The 16575-nt window shown below is 53.0% G+C and carries 14 protein-coding genes; 11 read left to right on the top strand and 3 right to left on the bottom strand.

The features are described 5' to 3' along the window. Positions 1 to 86: 86 nt before the first annotated feature. On the bottom strand, positions 87 to 563 hold the full coding sequence (locus NXT01_RS05135; protein WP_259078277.1) for a hypothetical protein: 477 nt from the start codon (positions 561 to 563) through the stop codon (positions 87 to 89). Between the two features lie 161 nt (positions 564 to 724). On the opposite strand from NXT01_RS05135, the gene NXT01_RS05130 reads away from it, so the two are divergent. Together NXT01_RS05130 and NXT01_RS05125 are read left to right on the top strand one after the other, a co-directional pair. Then, the gene (locus NXT01_RS05130; protein ID WP_259078276.1) at positions 725 to 1378 is read left to right on the top strand and encodes a hypothetical protein; all 654 of its coding nucleotides are present in this window, start codon (positions 725 to 727) and stop codon (positions 1376 to 1378) included. A 92-nt stretch (positions 1379 to 1470) separates the two neighbouring features. Further along, positions 1471 to 2019, top strand: a complete 549-nt coding sequence (locus tag NXT01_RS05125) for a hypothetical protein (RefSeq protein ID WP_259078274.1) — start codon at positions 1471 to 1473, stop codon at positions 2017 to 2019. Positions 2020 to 2510: 491 nt separating this feature from the next. Here NXT01_RS05125 and NXT01_RS05120 read toward each other — a convergent pair whose 3' ends face one another. Continuing rightward, positions 2511 to 4151: a peptide chain release factor 3 gene (locus NXT01_RS05120; RefSeq protein ID WP_259078273.1), complete on the bottom strand. Its 1641-nt coding sequence runs from the start codon at positions 4149 to 4151 to the stop codon at positions 2511 to 2513. Positions 4152 to 4335: 184 nt separating this feature from the next. Here NXT01_RS05120 and NXT01_RS05115 point away from each other — a divergent pair, with 184 nt between their 5' ends. The 8 genes from NXT01_RS05115 to NXT01_RS05080 all read left to right on the top strand — a co-directional run bounded on the left by NXT01_RS05115 (position 4336) and on the right by NXT01_RS05080 (position 14905). Beyond that, positions 4336 to 6771 (top strand): choice-of-anchor M domain-containing protein, encoded by a 2436-nt coding sequence (locus NXT01_RS05115; protein WP_259078272.1) that lies wholly within the window; start codon positions 4336 to 4338, stop codon positions 6769 to 6771. 122 nt (positions 6772 to 6893) lie between these two features. Then, entirely contained in the window at positions 6894 to 7724 is an 831-nt protein-coding gene (locus NXT01_RS05110; protein WP_259078270.1) for a choice-of-anchor M domain-containing protein, read from the top strand. A gap of 93 nt (positions 7725 to 7817) precedes the next feature. After that, positions 7818 to 9488, top strand: a complete 1671-nt coding sequence (locus NXT01_RS05105) for a choice-of-anchor M domain-containing protein (RefSeq protein WP_259078269.1) — start codon at positions 7818 to 7820, stop codon at positions 9486 to 9488. Further along, on the top strand, positions 9485 to 11041 hold the full coding sequence (locus tag NXT01_RS05100; protein WP_396124741.1) for an anchored repeat ABC transporter, substrate-binding protein: 1557 nt from the start codon (positions 9485 to 9487) through the stop codon (positions 11039 to 11041). Before NXT01_RS05105 ends, NXT01_RS05100 begins: the two co-directional genes overlap by 4 nt. 39 nt (positions 11042 to 11080) lie before the next feature. After that, on the top strand, positions 11081 to 12001 hold the full coding sequence (locus tag NXT01_RS05095; RefSeq protein WP_259078265.1) for a choice-of-anchor M domain-containing protein: 921 nt from the start codon (positions 11081 to 11083) through the stop codon (positions 11999 to 12001). Then, the gene (locus NXT01_RS05090) at positions 12001 to 12750 is read left to right on the top strand and encodes an anchored repeat-type ABC transporter ATP-binding subunit (RefSeq protein WP_259078263.1); all 750 of its coding nucleotides are present in this window, start codon (positions 12001 to 12003) and stop codon (positions 12748 to 12750) included. The genes NXT01_RS05095 and NXT01_RS05090 overlap by 1 nt, the downstream gene beginning before the upstream one ends. After that, on the top strand, positions 12747 to 13604 hold the full coding sequence (locus NXT01_RS05085; RefSeq protein ID WP_259078262.1) for an anchored repeat-type ABC transporter permease subunit: 858 nt from the start codon (positions 12747 to 12749) through the stop codon (positions 13602 to 13604). Before NXT01_RS05090 ends, NXT01_RS05085 begins: the two co-directional genes overlap by 4 nt. Further along, positions 13601 to 14905, top strand: a complete 1305-nt coding sequence (locus NXT01_RS05080) for a choice-of-anchor M domain-containing protein (RefSeq protein WP_259078259.1) — start codon at positions 13601 to 13603, stop codon at positions 14903 to 14905. Before NXT01_RS05085 ends, NXT01_RS05080 begins: the two co-directional genes overlap by 4 nt. On the opposite strand, the gene pth is transcribed toward NXT01_RS05080, so the two are convergent. Beyond that, entirely contained in the window at positions 14902 to 15516 is a 615-nt protein-coding gene (gene pth, locus NXT01_RS05075; protein WP_259078253.1) for an aminoacyl-tRNA hydrolase, read from the bottom strand. The genes NXT01_RS05080 and pth overlap by 4 nt on opposite strands. Before the next feature lie 35 nt (positions 15517 to 15551). On the opposite strand from pth, the gene NXT01_RS05070 reads away from it, so the two are divergent. Then, a complete protein-coding gene (locus tag NXT01_RS05070) occupies positions 15552 to 16550 on the top strand; it encodes a nitronate monooxygenase (protein ID WP_259078251.1) in 999 nt (332 codons plus the stop codon). The last annotated feature ends 25 nt before the right edge of the window (positions 16551 to 16575 follow it).

Here is a 16575-nt window from a genome sequence, read left to right as displayed (position 1 = left end):
TAGGGTGAATTACTTCAAGCTAGGTAACCAGCGTTACCTAGCTTGTAATCTGGACATACCGCTATTTATCTTAGCGTAGAGGACTTTTAGGAACCTGTGGGCTGAACGCAACCAATGGTGTCGCTTCCAGCAGCTGCTGAGAAGAGCGTTTTACCCTCGTAAGTAGACACGTTGAAGATCATGACTTTTTCAAAAACTCCCTCGCCATTGGCGGGAGTATGCCAGCACCACTCGTGGGTCTCGGATTCGTCGTTGAGCGGTTGGTCGTAGACAAGGGTCATATCCAGCTCTTTGCGCGGTGGGTTGGAATAAATATAAGTCGCGAGCGCTTCCGTGGACATCTCGGGGTAGTAGGCATCCCAGAAGTAAGTTCCCTCTGCGGCAGTTTTATCCTCGATCTCCGTTGCACCCAAGGGGAGGACATAGTCGTAGAGCTTGGCTACGGTAATACCATCGCTGCCAACGCTGGTGCCTGAATCGGCTGTTGTGTGGTCTTCGTCGGAAGCGCAGGCAGCAAGGGCGGTTATGGTGGCGAGCCCGCAAATGAGGGGAATAATTTTCATATCGGAAATCCTTCAGAAGAGTCAACAAAGATTGCTATCAGCCTATCAAATGCGAGCTTGCTAACCCATTTTCTATTGGAGGAGCTCTCGTAAAATAGGGATGCCCGTTAGACTGTCAGGGACACCAAAAGGAAGCCCACAAAAAATAAAGGCAGTATTTAATGCTTCATGCTGTAACCTATGCATTCCTCGATTCGCTTAACGTCCTCCTCATCGGCATTGTGGTTGCATTGGGGATTATGCTGCCTGAGCGCTCCCGTTATCGCCACGTGGTGGGGGTCCTCATTGTTGGTGACTGGTTGGGAGTTTTTTTACTTGCATTAAGTACGATGTTTATTTTTGACCAATTAGGCGATGTCGTACGGAAAGCGGTTTCTTCGCCCATATTTGGTTGGTTGCTTATCTTTGTGGGCATATTAAGTATTGTGATGACGGCTCGCGGAGGGGACTCCCAGGCGATGGTCGCAAAGTTCCTGCCACCTTTGCATACCCCCAGCTTTCGTACCCTAATTATGGGACTATTTATTGGGCTCGCCCAATCTGTTACATCGGTTCCTTTTTTTGCGGGTATTGCAGTCTTAAGCGCCGGCGATTTTTCTTGGATGACCCGTTATCTGGGAATGATTGTTTACGCCAGTATTGCTCTGTCACTACCGACGTTATCGGCTCTCATGATGGTGTCTATCCGATCTCGGCCGACCTCGCGTGCAGCGGTCCTGTTCCAGGCAATGCGTGGACGACCGCGTTTGGCTTCGCAGATTGCCGGTTATACTGTTGGAATCGCTCTGATCCTTATGGGCAGCTTTCATCTTTAAGTGGTTGGTAGCACAGAGTTCATCTCATAACGGTTCGGTAAATTTCGGGCGCGGGGATGTAAAAATATGCGGAACTATGCCACCATAGAGCTATGAAGAAGATTCGCCATATCGCTCTCGCCACCTCTCTTGCTTGTGTCATGGGATTAGCTCCTCAGGCAGCTGCCCAGCCTGCACCGAGTAGCTCAGACTTAGCAGCGATAGGCGGAAGCTCCGAATTTGTGCTGCCCAAGGAATTGCTCGACGTGGCCGATCAGTTGAGGATCCCAGTTCCTGCTGAGTTGCGTCCTGATGACACCCTCGCTCGCACTACTCACGAGCGGGCTGCTTTGCAATCTGCCACAGAAAAGCACCTTGCAAAGATGGGGCATACCCCTGATCAACGGGCGTATAGCATAGCTGCTGCTTGGGCTGATGAGGCTGCACGCGGACGAGTGGTATTCCACGGCAATGCTGGACGCGGCGGCAGTCATCTGCGTGAAGGCACCGGAAATATTTACCGCTATACCCCGCAACAAGCTCGCGAGCGGGCGAAGTGGCTGAAAAACTCCCCAAACTATTATCCAGATGGGCGAGGATTTGGGGTAGCTACATCGGCGCGCAGAGGCCAGGTTTTTGTCGTTGAGTATTTCCTCAACTAGCAGTGGTTTAATCCGCACCTTTGTCACGAAGGTGCGGATTTCCTATTCTCGGGATTGAGAGCTTTTGCCCTCGACACTTAGTATCATCTCGTGTTCAGCACTATTGCTAGGAGTCGAGGGGTGCTCAGGGGATAGTAGATCGCGTAAAGCTAGCACAGTGACGTAATGCTCAGGAGCAAAAGTGGCCCGACTCAGCACGCATCACTGGATGCCTGCCTCACATAATCAATATAGGAAACGGTTAGTGGTGCCCGGCTGTTGTTTATGGGGCCCTGCCAGCCGCTAGATACTGAACTTCATTGCACTCAGTAGGCCAAGGCTCACGCTATATGATCGCATATGCCCCTAGGTATCAGTTTGAACTCTTCGAATATAGCTTTACAGTCCGGTGATCAGGATTCACCTATTCCCCACGAGAGGCGTTTGAAAATGGTGAGATCTCGAGAGCCTCGTGGGCTGCGGCGACAGTTGAGGTGTCGGAAGTTCTTAACCTAATCTGCGACCATGGGGAAGAGTTCAAACTCGGGGTGCTCTTTTTCGATAAAGGCAAGTTTCCACTTATCCCCAAAGAGAGCGACGAGCTCGCCATCGGTGCGCGTGAAAATCTCAACTCCGCGCTGTTTGGCTAATTCTGGGGCGGTCTCTTCGGTGGTGCGCCGTGCTACGGAGTAGGGGATAGGGTCAGCTTGGGTTTCTACGTTGTATTCATTCTCCATTCGAGCCATCATGACTTCGAACTGCATGGGACCTACCGCCGCCATGACGGGGGCGGCATCGCCACGGGCGTCATTCCGCAAAATCTGCACTACCCCCTCGGCTGCGAGTTGGTCTAGCGCTTTGCGGAATTGCTTGTATTTGCCCAAGCTCTTCGCGCGAAGGGTGCGGAAATGTTCGGGGGCGAATTGCGGCATGGGTGGGAATTGCACTTTTCGTCCTGCGTAGATGGTATCGCCTGGTGCGAGGGAACCGGCATTGACCATACCTACGATATCGCCAGGAAATGCGCTTTCCACTGTGGATCGGGTGCGACCGAAAACAGTGAGCGCGTATTTTGTGGAGAAGCTGCGCCCCGATTGAGCGTGGGTGACCTGCATTCCGCGCTCGAATTCACCTGAAACGATTCGCATAAATGCTAGTGAATCGCGGTGATTTTTATCCATGCCGGCTTGTACCTTAAAGATTACGCCAGAAAATTCCGACCCTACTTCGCGAAAACCGTCGAAGGTGCCGGTGGCGGCGGCTAATACTTTCTCATCTGAGCCTCTTCCCTGGGGGGCGGGGGCGAGGGTGCATAAGGTATCGAGAATTTGGTGTACACCAAAATTCAACATCGCGGAGGCAAAAATAAGAGGGGAAGTCATGCAGGATAAAAAGAGTTCTTGATCGTGCACGGCTCCATCAGCAGCGAGGAGTTCTACCTCTTCGGTGGCATTGTCCCATGCCGCGCCCTCACGGGTATGGGCGGCATCGGGCTCGTAGTGCTCCTCTGGGGCAATGGTGGATCCGCCTGCGGTTCGCACAAAGTGGATATAGTTTTCTGCTTCACCCTCATCATTGATGCGAGCGAGTCCGCGAAAATCGCCTGCTTCTCCCACGGGCCAATAAAGCGGAGTGGGTTGTAGCCCGATCTCTTGAACGATTTCATCGACGAGTTCCAGAGGGCTGCGGCCTGGGCGGTCCCATTTATTGATCACCGTGATAATGGGGAGACCACGAGCTTTACATACCTTGAAAAGCTTGAGGGTTTGCGGCTCGAGGCCTTTGGCAGCGTCAATAAGCATCACGGCTGCGTCGACCGCGGTGAGGACGCGATATGTGTCCTCGGAGAAGTCGGCATGCCCTGGGGTATCGACGAGATTGATCATATAAGGCTCGCCCTCATGACCCGCCGGCGCATATTCAAATTGCAGAGCCGATGACGCGATCGAGATCCCGCGGTCTTTTTCCATCTCCATCCAGTCAGAAACAGTTGCCTTACGTCCTGCTTTACCGTGCACGGCTCCGGCTTCGTTAATGATGTGTGCGTGAAGCGCGAGAGCTTCTGTAAGTGTTGATTTACCGGCATCGGGGTGGGCGATGACTGCAAAGGTGCGACGGCGGGCGGCTTCTGTGGCGGTGTGGGTTGAACTCATGATTTTTAAGGATAGTACAAACTAGGTGCTCTCCTTTCTTTCTCCGTATGAGCAGAGTGGTGTTGATTACATAGGGCGTGGCTTAGTTGGTTTGAAAGTCTTATTCGTTTATTCTTGGATTCTGATGCCTATTGGTACTCGTTTTCATTATTTTCAATAAGAACCCCTTGATGGAAAGGCTCCCATGTCCCTTCGTCCTTCCGCTCAGAGGCTCTTAGCGTCGCTAACCTCGCTATCCATGCTCGGTGCAGCGCTCATAGTGCCCTCAACAGCAACTGCCAGCCCCGATGATGGCAAGCGTGTGATTACGCGCCACCATGTCGATTCCCCAAAGACCTTCTACGATGAAGCAACGGGATCTATCCAATTGCGCACCGAATACTCCGACGGAAAGACAGCCGAATTTGACGAGTCGGTCATCTGGATCGGTAAAGGCTGGGAGCGCGGATTCCGTGGATATGTACCCACCTATCAGTTCACCACCCCTGATAATGATTTATTCGATCATATGGGACTTAAGCGGGAAGCGACCTACTACGCGAGTCCAGCGAATATCCGCAGTTCAGCAACACCGATTTGGTGGGGTTATGGGTCAGATGAAAGCTTCAAAATCAACCAGTACCTCAATCAAATGGCCATGCTCGACCTCGTGAGCGTCAAAGGCCCAGGCCGCGTGGAACTGTTTAACTACTACGAGGACTACCCAGCTGGTCTCAATCAACTGCTCGGGTCAAGCGCTCAGAGCCCTCGCTCGAGCAAGCTCGATTTCGGAGAGCACACCCATAACTACACCCTTTTCACCAAGCCTGGACGCTATGAGCTCACCTACCGAACCGTAGCGCGCCAAACTGACAAGGAGCTGCTCTCCTCCAAGCTCAGCACGCTAGTGGTACAAGTAGGCGGCGAAGCTCCTAAGGATACTGCGAGCGCCAGCCTGAAGGACCGCTACTCCAACGCACCTGCCCAAACGCATTCCCCGGCTTATACACTGAGCATTGCCCCGACCGAGCTCAATGCCGAGAGTAGCGCCGGCGATGACAAGCTCGACACCATTCGTTTCGACGCCAAAGACGATTCGGTGCGCGGTACCCTGACTGTGCTTATCGATGGCTACCATCTCACTGATCTAGACGTGGTAGACGGTGTGGCGAGCTGGAATGAGCTCATGGGGCCTGAAGCCTCCAAACTTCAAGCTATTTTCGTCCCCGAGGGGGACGCTGGGCAACGCTGGATCTCGCCTATCTTAAGCCGCGAGGTCGATGAGGAATTCCAGGTCATCCCCGCGACGGTGGGAGGCGTTGAAACCGAAGAATCATCGTTTGATGAAAAAGTTCTAGCTCCGGTTGCCAACGACGTTGTAGACCTTGATCTCAACAATTTTGAGCCACGTGAAGATATCACCTGGGCAATTGCCATTACTCCTATTGAAGACGATCACTATCGCGTTACGCTCACCGCAAGCGACCCCAGGGCGCGCGGCGTAGTCAAGTTCCGCGCTGGTGAGGGCGGCGATGAATACTCCTTCTTCGTTGAAAACGGTGTAGGCACCCTTGTTCTTAGCGATAGTGATCTTCAAGATCGCCAGCCGCATATCAAGATCATCCCCCACCCAGCAGTTGCGGTTAGTGCTGTCGACGTAACTGCCACAGCACCAATAGATCTGGAAAGCGATTCGATAACCATTGCTACTCCTCCCATGGTGTCCACACCGCTTATCGACGCTCCCGCTGAAACCCCAGAAGTACCCCGGGTAATTCATCGGTGTGAAGACAAGATTCTGCTCGACCGCGGGCACACCGACTTGGTGGTGGATCGGGAAGGCGAGAAGCTGAGCGCCATGATCTACGACGAGACGGGGATCGAGACCGACGACTTCATCAAGCGTGACATCGAATCAGTAATCAATGTTGTGTCGCCCGCCGCCTCCGTGGTACGCACGCAACGGTTTGATAACCAGGGACTCGACTTCATCGATGCCCAGTACCTCGATCAGGGTGAGAAGTTCTACCTCCTTCCCGAGAGCTTAGGCAATAAAACCAGTATTCTGTGGCCTGGCTACAACACCATGAAGCTCGATATGGAGGACTTCTCCGATGGGATTACGTGGCACCTAGAGCCCACGAAACTGCCTCAAGGAGCACAGTTTGGGCTCTACCGTGATGCCACCCTCAGCGATAACACCTTGGTCATGATCAACTCAGTGACCAAAGACTACGAGGAAAAAATCAGCACGGCTTCCCACGTGCACATGAACTGGGCGTTTAGCAAAGCTGGCGTATACACGCTCAAGAGCTATTTTACGGGCGAACTTAACAACGGCACGAACATTTCCTCTGAGCCCGAAGAAATGACCTTTGTGGTGGGACATAATGCCGACGAAGCCTGTAAAGTTTTGAGCCAGCAATCTCACGATGAACAAAGCCCTGAGGACACGCAGCCTGGGGATCAGCAACCAGAGGATCCGCAGCCTGAAGATCCAAAGCCTGAAGATCCAAAGCAGGAGCCCACCCCAGTCTGGATACCAATTGTTTCAGCCATCTCCACGATTGCCCTCACAGCTCTGGCAATCTTGCAGATGCAATGGCTCATCGATTTCCTTCGATCGATACTGCATCGTTAAATTGCGCGAGGCACCACTGCCCTAAGGGGTGCCATGTCGCACCCCTTAGGGTCATGCCCACCTCGGTTCAACTGGAATGAACTGGGCACCAAGCTTTTGAAGCATTTTCACAAGGAGAAAATATGTTACGCCAACACGTCGTCGCCCTGGGCACCGCTGCCATCGTGGGAACGTCTACCATGTCTGTAGCTCATGCAGAGACCCTCGTTCTCGATCGAGGCCATGTTGACTTCCTGCACCTCCAACAGGACAAGGATCAACTCAAGCTCAACGTCAAAGAAGACGTGACCGGCGTCGGTGTTATCCGTGAGGCCGATGAGGTTGTTTTTAAAGTCAACGAAAAAGCCTGGATAGAGGCCAAAAAATTTGAGAAGTTTTCCACTAATCCCGTTGGAGCCAATGCCGCGTATCTGCCACAATCTCAACGGCAAGAAACACTGTGGCCTGGCTGGGACGCCCCTTTGAAAAACAAGAAGCTACCTGTCGACTTCAACTTTCTCGAAGTCAGTGGTCCTGGTTCGATCTATATTTTTAAAACCGATGGAACAAATGGTGATGGACTTTTAAATGTTCGCCCGGTACTCAACGGTGGGCAGCTCAAGCTGGAGACCGGTTCTCATCTGATCACTCAACCAGCCCATAGCCACGTTCATTGGATCTTCACCGAGCCTGGAACCTACACCATGAAAGTGTCGGCTCAGCAGGGTCAGCTCATCTCCAACCAGGCTACATACACCTGGGAGGTCGTAGAATCGCCGTTAAAGCCTGAGGCACCGAGTGCGCCTAGTACGACACAACGTCCAGCCGAACCTGACTCTCCCGCCCCTTCGCAACCTACTGAAAAGAGCGGCCTTAGCGTTGGGGCCATTGTAGGAATTGTGATAGCTATTATCGCTGCTCTCGGTGGGCTGATTGCAGCGGCTCTCAACGGAGGATTACTTCCGCGCTTCTAAGAGGGCACCATCGTTAAGATCCCGACACTCTACGTGAGTGTCGGGATTCCCGCACCCTGCGATTTTTTCGTTTCTCAATTTTGTGAAGGTCTCATGTCTCAGATTGCTACGCGCCGATTAGCTGCACTACTAGGCAGCATCCTTATTTCGGTTATTCTCATAACCGCCCCAGCCCAAGCTCAGGGAATTGAATTGAGCAGCGGGCACGTGGATCTTTTCACTGTTCGAGCTCAAGACGGTGGACTTGATTTGGCGGTAAAAGAAGACATCACTGGCACTGGGGTGATCAGACGAGCAGAAGACATCACCCTGATTGTCGGCGAGAATGCTTATTCTCAAGAAACAGCACGGGTGTCGGAAATCGGACAAGCCAGTTATTTTCTCCCACAATCACAGCAGCCCGGAATTCTATGGCCTGGATGGGACACCCTGGGAGTGCGGACCGGTGGGTTTTCTGAGATAACTCTTACCTTCGAATCAGTTTCGGGCCCAGGGTCGGTCTATCTCTTCGAAGATCGCATCGGCGGGGAACTAGCTGCTGTGACCAGTGACGGCGGCTTCGAGCTCACCTCAGGTAGTACTGTTGACCAACGCTACCCAGCGCATCGCCACGTCAATTGGGCATTCACCCAAGCAGGCAGTTACCAATTCGAAGTCGTGGCCAGCGGCAACGGGGTCAGTTCAAACCGCGCTCTCTATACGTGGAAAGTGGGGGACACCGCTGCCCTCGGGCGCTCGCAGGACGATAGCTCAGATCTTACCCATCAAGACAACAGCCGCACTCCATCACCCTCGCGCAACCAAAGTGCCCCTATACAGCAGCAATCCCGACCTCAGCCAGCACGCCCCCAAATCCAATCGGTGCCTGCACCTTTAGCGCCGCAGGCTCACGTACCTCAACCCGGGACGTGCGAACCCACGGTGATTCCGCAGATTAAAGATGACACCACCTCTCCAGCTCGCTGGGTGAATTTCAATGACCTGCAGTTTCACTTGGGGTCAGCGGCTATTAAAGATCTACCTCTTAGTATAGGCCCCGTACCGCGAGGAAAAGTTTGGATGATCGGATCCACCCAGGAGCCCCATGTCCCATGGGTGGGTTCGAATAACCAACATCCCACCATGCTGGAGCATACTCAAGGATCCGTGGTGTGGGAACTTGTAGGCTTCCGCGGTCCTGGCCCCATGGTGGTCTACAGCCAGGGATCACTCGGCACCGTGGTGGGGGAAGAATGGTTTAGAGGAGCGAATAACCAGGCGTCTGGGGTACACGAAATTCCGCGCAATTCCCATGTCCATCCCAACTGGGTATTTGGAGCCCCTGGTACCTACTATGTGTCGATCCGGCAATCAGTGACCTTGACTACGGGGGAGCAAGCACAAGGTACAGGTACTCTTGTCTTCAATGTAGGTCATGGTGATCAGTCGGGGCATTTTGACATAGGAAGTGTGATCAACCCCGCAGGCGGGCAGTGCGATCCGGGGATCTCTCAAGCGCAAGCAATCGCGCCCGTGCCCCAAGCGCCAGCGATACCAAGTGACGTATCCAATGGTGCACCAGGGGAGACTGGAAATATTCCAGATTATTTCGGCGAGGTCCAACACCAGAACGCCGCAGAGAGCAAATCCTTGGCAGAAAAAATCATCGGGGTACTCCCGTTCGTCATTTTCGGCCTCGGTCTTTTCGTATTGGGTGCCGGCAGCACCGTATTGATCAATGCAATGATGAGGTCACGTGCACGATCGGCGGTAGCACCGAAATGACAAGATTTTCGCGGAACCTTGTTCATACAATACTGGTAGCAATAGCAGGCTCCCTGATGATCACTGGGTGTGCGTCTGATAATGCTCAAGTACCCACCACTAACGACTCGACCGTTGATGCCGTATCAACCACACCTATTATCGCGGATCTGGTTTCTCAAGTCGCAGGTGATCGTGCTCGGGTTATCTCCCTGATGCCCCTCGGCGCCGATCCTCACAATTATGAGCCGGGTTTGCGCAATATTCGCAATATAGCCAACGCTGATATCGTTTTTGCCAATGGGCTCCTCCTCGAACAGCACTCTCTCCTGACCACGGCTCAGCACGTCAAACGTGTGGGCGTGCCTTTCGTAGAGCTCGCCGAGCAAGCGCCACGACATGGCGGGGAATTGCTTCCCCTGGTTGAAAATATTGCCCTTGATACGGTGTGGTTCGGGATGCGCATTGGTGGCCAGGGGCAAGCTCTCGGTGCGAGCCGCAATTCCGGCGTAGATATTGCCCTCTCAGCGGCTGAAGGTCCAGGTCACGCAGCAGCCTATATCACTAGTACCTTCGGCACTCCAGAGATCCTATTTAATACCCGCGATGGAATCGACGCCGCCGATCAAGCTACTTTACCTGTCGACGCCCACACCCATGTGTCCTGGGCGTTTTCAAAGCCGGGATACTACCGGCTGAATTTTTCTGCCACCCTCAACACCGCTGAGTCTTCCATTCCAGTTGACACCTCAACGGTGACTTTCGCCGTGGGGGTTGATCCCCACAGCACTCCGGGTATAGCTCATCCGGTGGTTCTAGATCACGGACATATGGACCTCACCGCTGACCTGGATCAAGCCCGAATGACCATTCGCGGTGATGCCCCGGAAGGGATTCAAACAGATTATGATTACGACCCCGAGCGTTCGGTCGTGGCTGTCCCATCATCCGTTTTGCAACAAATTCCTGGTGACCCAACCTTCCGTTTCCTAGGAACCGCCGGCGAAGAAACTTATCTACTGCCACAAGCGGTCTTGGGTAAGCACGTCCACGGGGAGGTTGACCCCCATGTCTGGCACAGTGTCGCCAATGCCATTGCCATGGTTCGCGTAATCCAAGACGAATTAACAGCTATAGACCCGGGTGGACGAGATATCTACCGAGACAACGCTGACCGATATGTGGACTCACTCCAGGAGTTAGACCAATGGATGAGGGCTTCTTTGAGTACAATTTCGCCACACCGACGCCATTTAGTAACCACGCACGACGCCTACGGATATTTAGGCCACGACTATGATCTCAATATCGCGGGCTTCGTGACCCCTAACCCAGCCGTTGAAGCGAGCCCCCGAGATGTGATCGCCTTAACGCGCACATTGGAGAATTTACAGGTGCCAGCGGTTTTCCTGGAACCAAAACTAGCTGGCCGCTCAGGTGTACTGACCGAAACCGCTGCCACCTTGGATATCGCTGTGTGCACTATACGTGGCGATACCCTTGACTCCACCGCGACGAACTATATTGACCTCATGCGGAGCAATGTCGAAGAACTCCGTCGGTGTCTGGGATAGCAAAAATAAGCGCACTTAAAAGTAATTTAAGGAGAAAATATGTTCAAAGAGAAGGTTGCTGCACTGACCGCATCACTATGCCTGGGTCTGTGCATCACCCCAAGTATCAGCACTGCCGGCGATCTGAACCAAGTTATTAGCGCGGATGAGCCGATTGCACCCGAAGGCGAACTCACCGAGTTCTTCGGTGGGCATGCTGATATCGCTCCGCTGGTGAAAACTGATGGATCGGGATTCGATGTACTCATTCGCGATGACAGGCAGGTGCCTCCCGTGTGGCGCAGCGTCGACGATATGATCTTCGTTTTGGATAATAAAGCTGTTCAGCAAATTCCCGACACTGAAGAATTTGCTTTTATCGGTGCTAAACCTGGCGCAAAGGTATGGGTCGCCCCGCAGGTGGAGGAAGTAGGAGTGCCGTGGTTAGGGTGGTCTACCCAATCGCCTCTTTTCGTTGATAAAGCAACGCGCGGCATGAATATGACTTTCCTCGGGCACGAGGGTCCTGGAGAATTTACCCTCTTCTTACAAAATGGTGGCTTCGAAGCGCCGCAAGTACTCTTTAACTCCGCGCAGCAGAAAGCCCAAAAAATTTGGATCGATCTCAATACCCACACGCATGCAAACTGGGTATTCACTGAGCCTGGAATCCAGCAGGTAGCACTAAAGTTCAGCACTGAGTTTAATGATGGCAGCACTCACGAGTCGATTAAGACTCTGGTTTTCGCCGTCGGTGAAGAGGCCGACCTCCCCGCAGCCCAGGCAGTCACATGGGATGGAGAATTCCTTGCTGACGATGACGACACTGTCACGCCTGGCCCCGCGTCAAGCGCCGAGGGCGAAAGCCAGTGGGTGCTGTGGTCGATCATCGCACTCGTGGCGCTTCTCGTTATCGTGAGCATTATTGCAGTAGTACGACTCGTCCTTGGCTCTAATAAGAGAGGAGCTGAGCAGAACTAGTGGAAATTTTGCGCGCCCGCAATCTGGGAGTTCACCTCTCAGGTCGGCGAATCTTTCAAGGCGTGGATCTCAGCGTCAATCAAGGAGAATTTCTGGGATTGCTGGGGCCCAACGGGGCCGGCAAAACGACCCTTTTGCGGGCCATTCTAGGACTGGTGCCGTCTACAGGCACGGTTAGCATAGCCGGGGAAACGCAACTAAAAAAGATGCGGCAGCTCACCGGGTATGTGCCACAACGCCACGAATTTGCGTGGGATTTCCCCATCAGTATTCGCGATTGCGTGATCAATGGCCGCATTGGGATCAATGGAGTCCTCATAAAAAAACGTGCCGCCGACCGAGCAGCGTGTGACCAGGCACTCAAGCGAGTAGGCCTCGACGGACTCGCAGACCGCCCGATTGGCCAACTCTCCGGCGGTCAGCGGCAACGCGTGCTTGTTGCCCGGGCACTGTCTACTCATCCGCGATTATTACTTCTCGATGAACCTTTTACTGGCCTCGATATGCCCACCGCGGAGGGGTTGACGCAACTCTTTGTGGAATTAGCCCAGCAAGGAATCTCTATTGTCATGTGCACCCATGATCTTGGGGAGGCACTTAACTCCTGTTCTCGTCTGGTGCTCTTTCGAGGAGCAATCCGTGCAGATGGAAGCCCTCGAGAGCTGAGTGACCCGCACGTGTGGATGGATACTTTTCAAGTGGGGGAGACCTCGCCGCTGCTCACCCTGGTAGGAGCCCATATACAATGATTGATATTTCCTTTGTCGACTTCCTCCACGATCTCGCAAACCCCTCTCTAGCATTTTTGCCCCGCGCTTTGCTGATCTCGGTGATATCAGCAATCGTGTGCGCTATTATCGGCACCTTCGTGGTTCTGCGCGGTATGTCCTTTATCGGTGATGCTGTGGCCCACGCAGTTTTTCCCGGACTGGCCATTGCTTTTGCATTACAGGTATCAGTGCTCGCCGGGGGTGCGGTAGCGGGAGCGTCGGTTGCTCTGCTCATAGCTGTCTTTTCTCAGCGACGTCGAATTCGAGAGGATGCGGTTATAGGAATCTTCTTCGCTGCAGCGTTCGCCCTTGGCCTCGTTGTCATCTCGCGAACCGAGGGGTATACAGCTAGCTTGAATAACTTTCTTTTCGGCTCCATCACTGGGGTATCAGACGCCGATATTGGTTTTGCCGCCATCGCTGGCACGCTTATAATCGCCGCAGTCTTTTTACTTCTTCCCCAATTAACTGCGGTAGCTTTGGACCGTGAGACCGCACGCGCTATGAATTTACCGGTATTCTTCCTTGACCTGGTTATCTATATGGCAGTCACAGCTGCGGTGGTGATGAGTGTGCGCACCATCGGTAATATTTTAGTTCTAGCTCTTTTGATAACCCCCGCCGCCACGGCCCGTCTGCTGAGCGATAACCTGAAGATGACGATGCTCATAGCGGCTCTGGTTGGGGTCATCGGAGCTATCGCGGGGGTATACCTTTCTTGGGCAATTGATCTGCCTACCGGTGCTACCATCGTGTTGGTACTAACTTCCATTTTCCTTTTCGCTTGGATCTTTAGTCCCACGCAGGGGCTGATAGGACGCAAAAAATCATGAGAAAATACGCCCTTGCCTTAAGTGTCAGCTTGGCCTTTATGCCGTTGGGGATGGCAACTGTTGCTTTTCCACCAGCGGTAGTTGCCGCGGAGGAAAGTAGTGGTATCCAACGCTACTTGGTGCGCGAAAATCACCAAGATATGCACCTTTTCCTCGGTGAGGATCAACGCATCAACTTTCTCATGCGTGATGATGGATCCTTCGACTCCCGTGGGCTTTCGCCGATGCGGGAAAGCGAAACCGTTTTTATTCTCGTCGGGGACGATGCTCGCCTGACATCTGCACGACTGGAACCAGATCTCGGCCCTGACCGCGCAGGGATAACGCCAAACGGTGAGGATGAGATCTGGAATCTTCCTGAGGTGCAAATAACCACCTGCGGCACCCACGTGCCCTGGGTCGGTTTTTCCACTCTGGGTATAACCAGTGAGCAGCTTGGTGGTGCGACGTCGCTACCTCTGAGCATGGATCTCCTCGAAAGCCCGGAAGACGGACGCGTAGTATTTTGGAAGCAACAGAATTCTCTCTTTTCCCAAGCGGATGTATTGCTCGATTCCGCCGACGCATCAAAGGTGTGGGATTTCCCAGCTCACGCCCACGTTCATAGCGGCATTATATTTACACAGCCAGGGATCTATACAACCAAATTCGCCTTTGGTGGCAATTTTGCCCATAATCCGGTGATTGCCTCGGATTATACGGTGAACTTTGTGGTGGGTGAGGAGACAATCGATGACCTGATAACCGCTCAGGACTATCAATTCATCGAGCAGCAGGTGTACCAACCTCAGAACGACGCCAACTGTGGCCCCAGACAATCTCGTACGGCCAGCTCCATTGGTCAATTGCCCAGGGTGCTGGTCCGTGAGTTTAAAAAACTCGACTCCGAGGTTGTTAAGCTTGGCAAGTCTTTAGACAACCTAGAACCGCGCCAAAAAAGCACAGAGTCCGAGAGTCCCCAATCTCTACAGGCACCAGAGTCTCTACAGGCACCAGCGGAAACGTTCGTTCCTGTGCAACCGCGAAGCGCCTCCTCACAGCTGCCTGTGATTGTTAGGCGACAAACAACACCGATCCAGCAGTCGCCCTTTAGTCCCGCCTTAAGCGCTCCCCCGGTAGCCTCCTCTCCACCCCCTTCCGTTCCCAATGCGAGCTTGCAACCGGTGCCTGCTCAAGCGCAGGTTGAGGCTACGAACGCCCGCGAAAATTCGCGAATGGGCGAGGGGGTTGCACTAGGTATCGGGATGATGAGTCTCATTATGGGCTTCGCCGCTTTCGGCGTCGCTCGGTTTATCAATTAGTGAATCTGATTTTGAGCCCGTGCTAAGCCCGATGTGACTATCAGCTCCGCGGCGCGGGCTGCAGTATTTATGCTGGCTGAGAGCTCCGTACTTTCAGGTATATCGGAAAGGACATAATTGGCAATATTAGTACCCTTCTGAGGGCGGGAAATTCCCATCCGAATGCGGAGGTAATCGCGGGTACCAAGATGGGCTGTGATCGATTTCAGCCCATTGTGACCATTCTCATTACCGCCCAACTTTAGGCGCACTTTAAACTCGGGAAGATCCAGTTCATCGTGGATAACAATAATATGATCCGCGGCAATATTGAGCGTCTCTGCAACTGCTGCCACACTCTTGCCTGAGTTGTTCATGAACTCAGTTGAACGGGCGAGAACGCACGGGCTATTATCAATCTCGGCAAATGCTAGTAACACTGGCATTCCTTTGACAGGAGACAGTGTGCGGCCGCTTTCTTTCAGTAATATATCTAGAGCCCTATAGCCGACGTTATGGCGGGTCTTGGTGTATTGTTCTCCGGGATTTCCCAGACCGATGATCAGCCACTCAGCGGATTGGAGGGGTATATAGGGTGAGGAAAAGAAAGATGCACATTTCTGCCAAAACATAGACAAATAGTCTCATATTCTCAAGGATGGTGCACATGAGCGTCTTGAAGTCGCTGAGGTACCCGATCATCGCGGCTCCCATGGCTGGCGGACCATCGACCCCTGATCTCGTCAATGCCGTTGGTGAGGCCGGCGGCTTCGGATTCCTCGCGGGTGGCACCTCGAAACCAAAACATCTTATTCAAGAAATGGATGCTGTTCATGTTCCTTATGGGGTCAACCTTTACTACCCTCAACTGAAGAAACCCAAAAAGCAGGATATCTTCGAGGTCTACGAAAAGCTTGACCGTGCTGTAAGCGACGAGAATCTCAAGCACCCCTATATGGTGCCTTCGGCTGATTACAGCTTCGGATTTAGCAAAAAATTTCAATCGGTTCTCGAATTAAAACCTACGGTCGTTTCTTCCAGTTTCGGTTGTTTTAGCTCTAAGGAAATTAAGAAGCTGCACACTCAAGGGATAGAGGCCTGGGTGAGTGTAACTAATGCGCAAGAAGCCCACATAGCCGAAAAAGCCGGCGCAGATGCCCTCATAGTTCAAGGTTATGATGCCGGAGGGCATCGCCTCAGTTTCGATCCAAAAATTGAACCCAATCAAATCCCCACCTACCTCTTAGTCCAAGAAGTCTCTGAACACACCGAAACCCCGCTTATTGCAGCAGGCGGAGTACGAACCGCCCGTCAAGTAGAGGCGATGCTTGAGATCAAACAAGTCCATGCAGTGTGTTCCGGCTCTATCTTTTTGCGGTCCAAGGAAGCGGGCACCTCAAAGTTCAACCGTAAGCTCATCAAAAACTCTTCGTCTACAGTAGTTTCTCGCGCCTTCAGTGGACGCTATGCCAGGGGGATCCCGAGTTCCTGGAGCGAAAATAATGCAGACCTTCCCTTTAGCTATCCCGAATTAGCTTTTATGACCGCAACCGTCAAGGGGATAGCAGAAACTAAGGAGTTCGCTTATTGCCTCGTCGGCGCCGATCTGGATCATATTAAACGCAAGCGAGCGCGCAAGATTATTCAAGAACTGTTCGAGAGCTGAGAACTTCCTAGCCAGCTTAGGCTGT

It is taken from the genome of Corynebacterium sp. ES2775-CONJ (genome assembly GCF_024814515.1).
GTDB lineage: Bacteria > Actinomycetota > Actinomycetes > Mycobacteriales > Mycobacteriaceae > Corynebacterium.
This window is presented reverse-complemented; position numbering and strand designations above follow the sequence as displayed.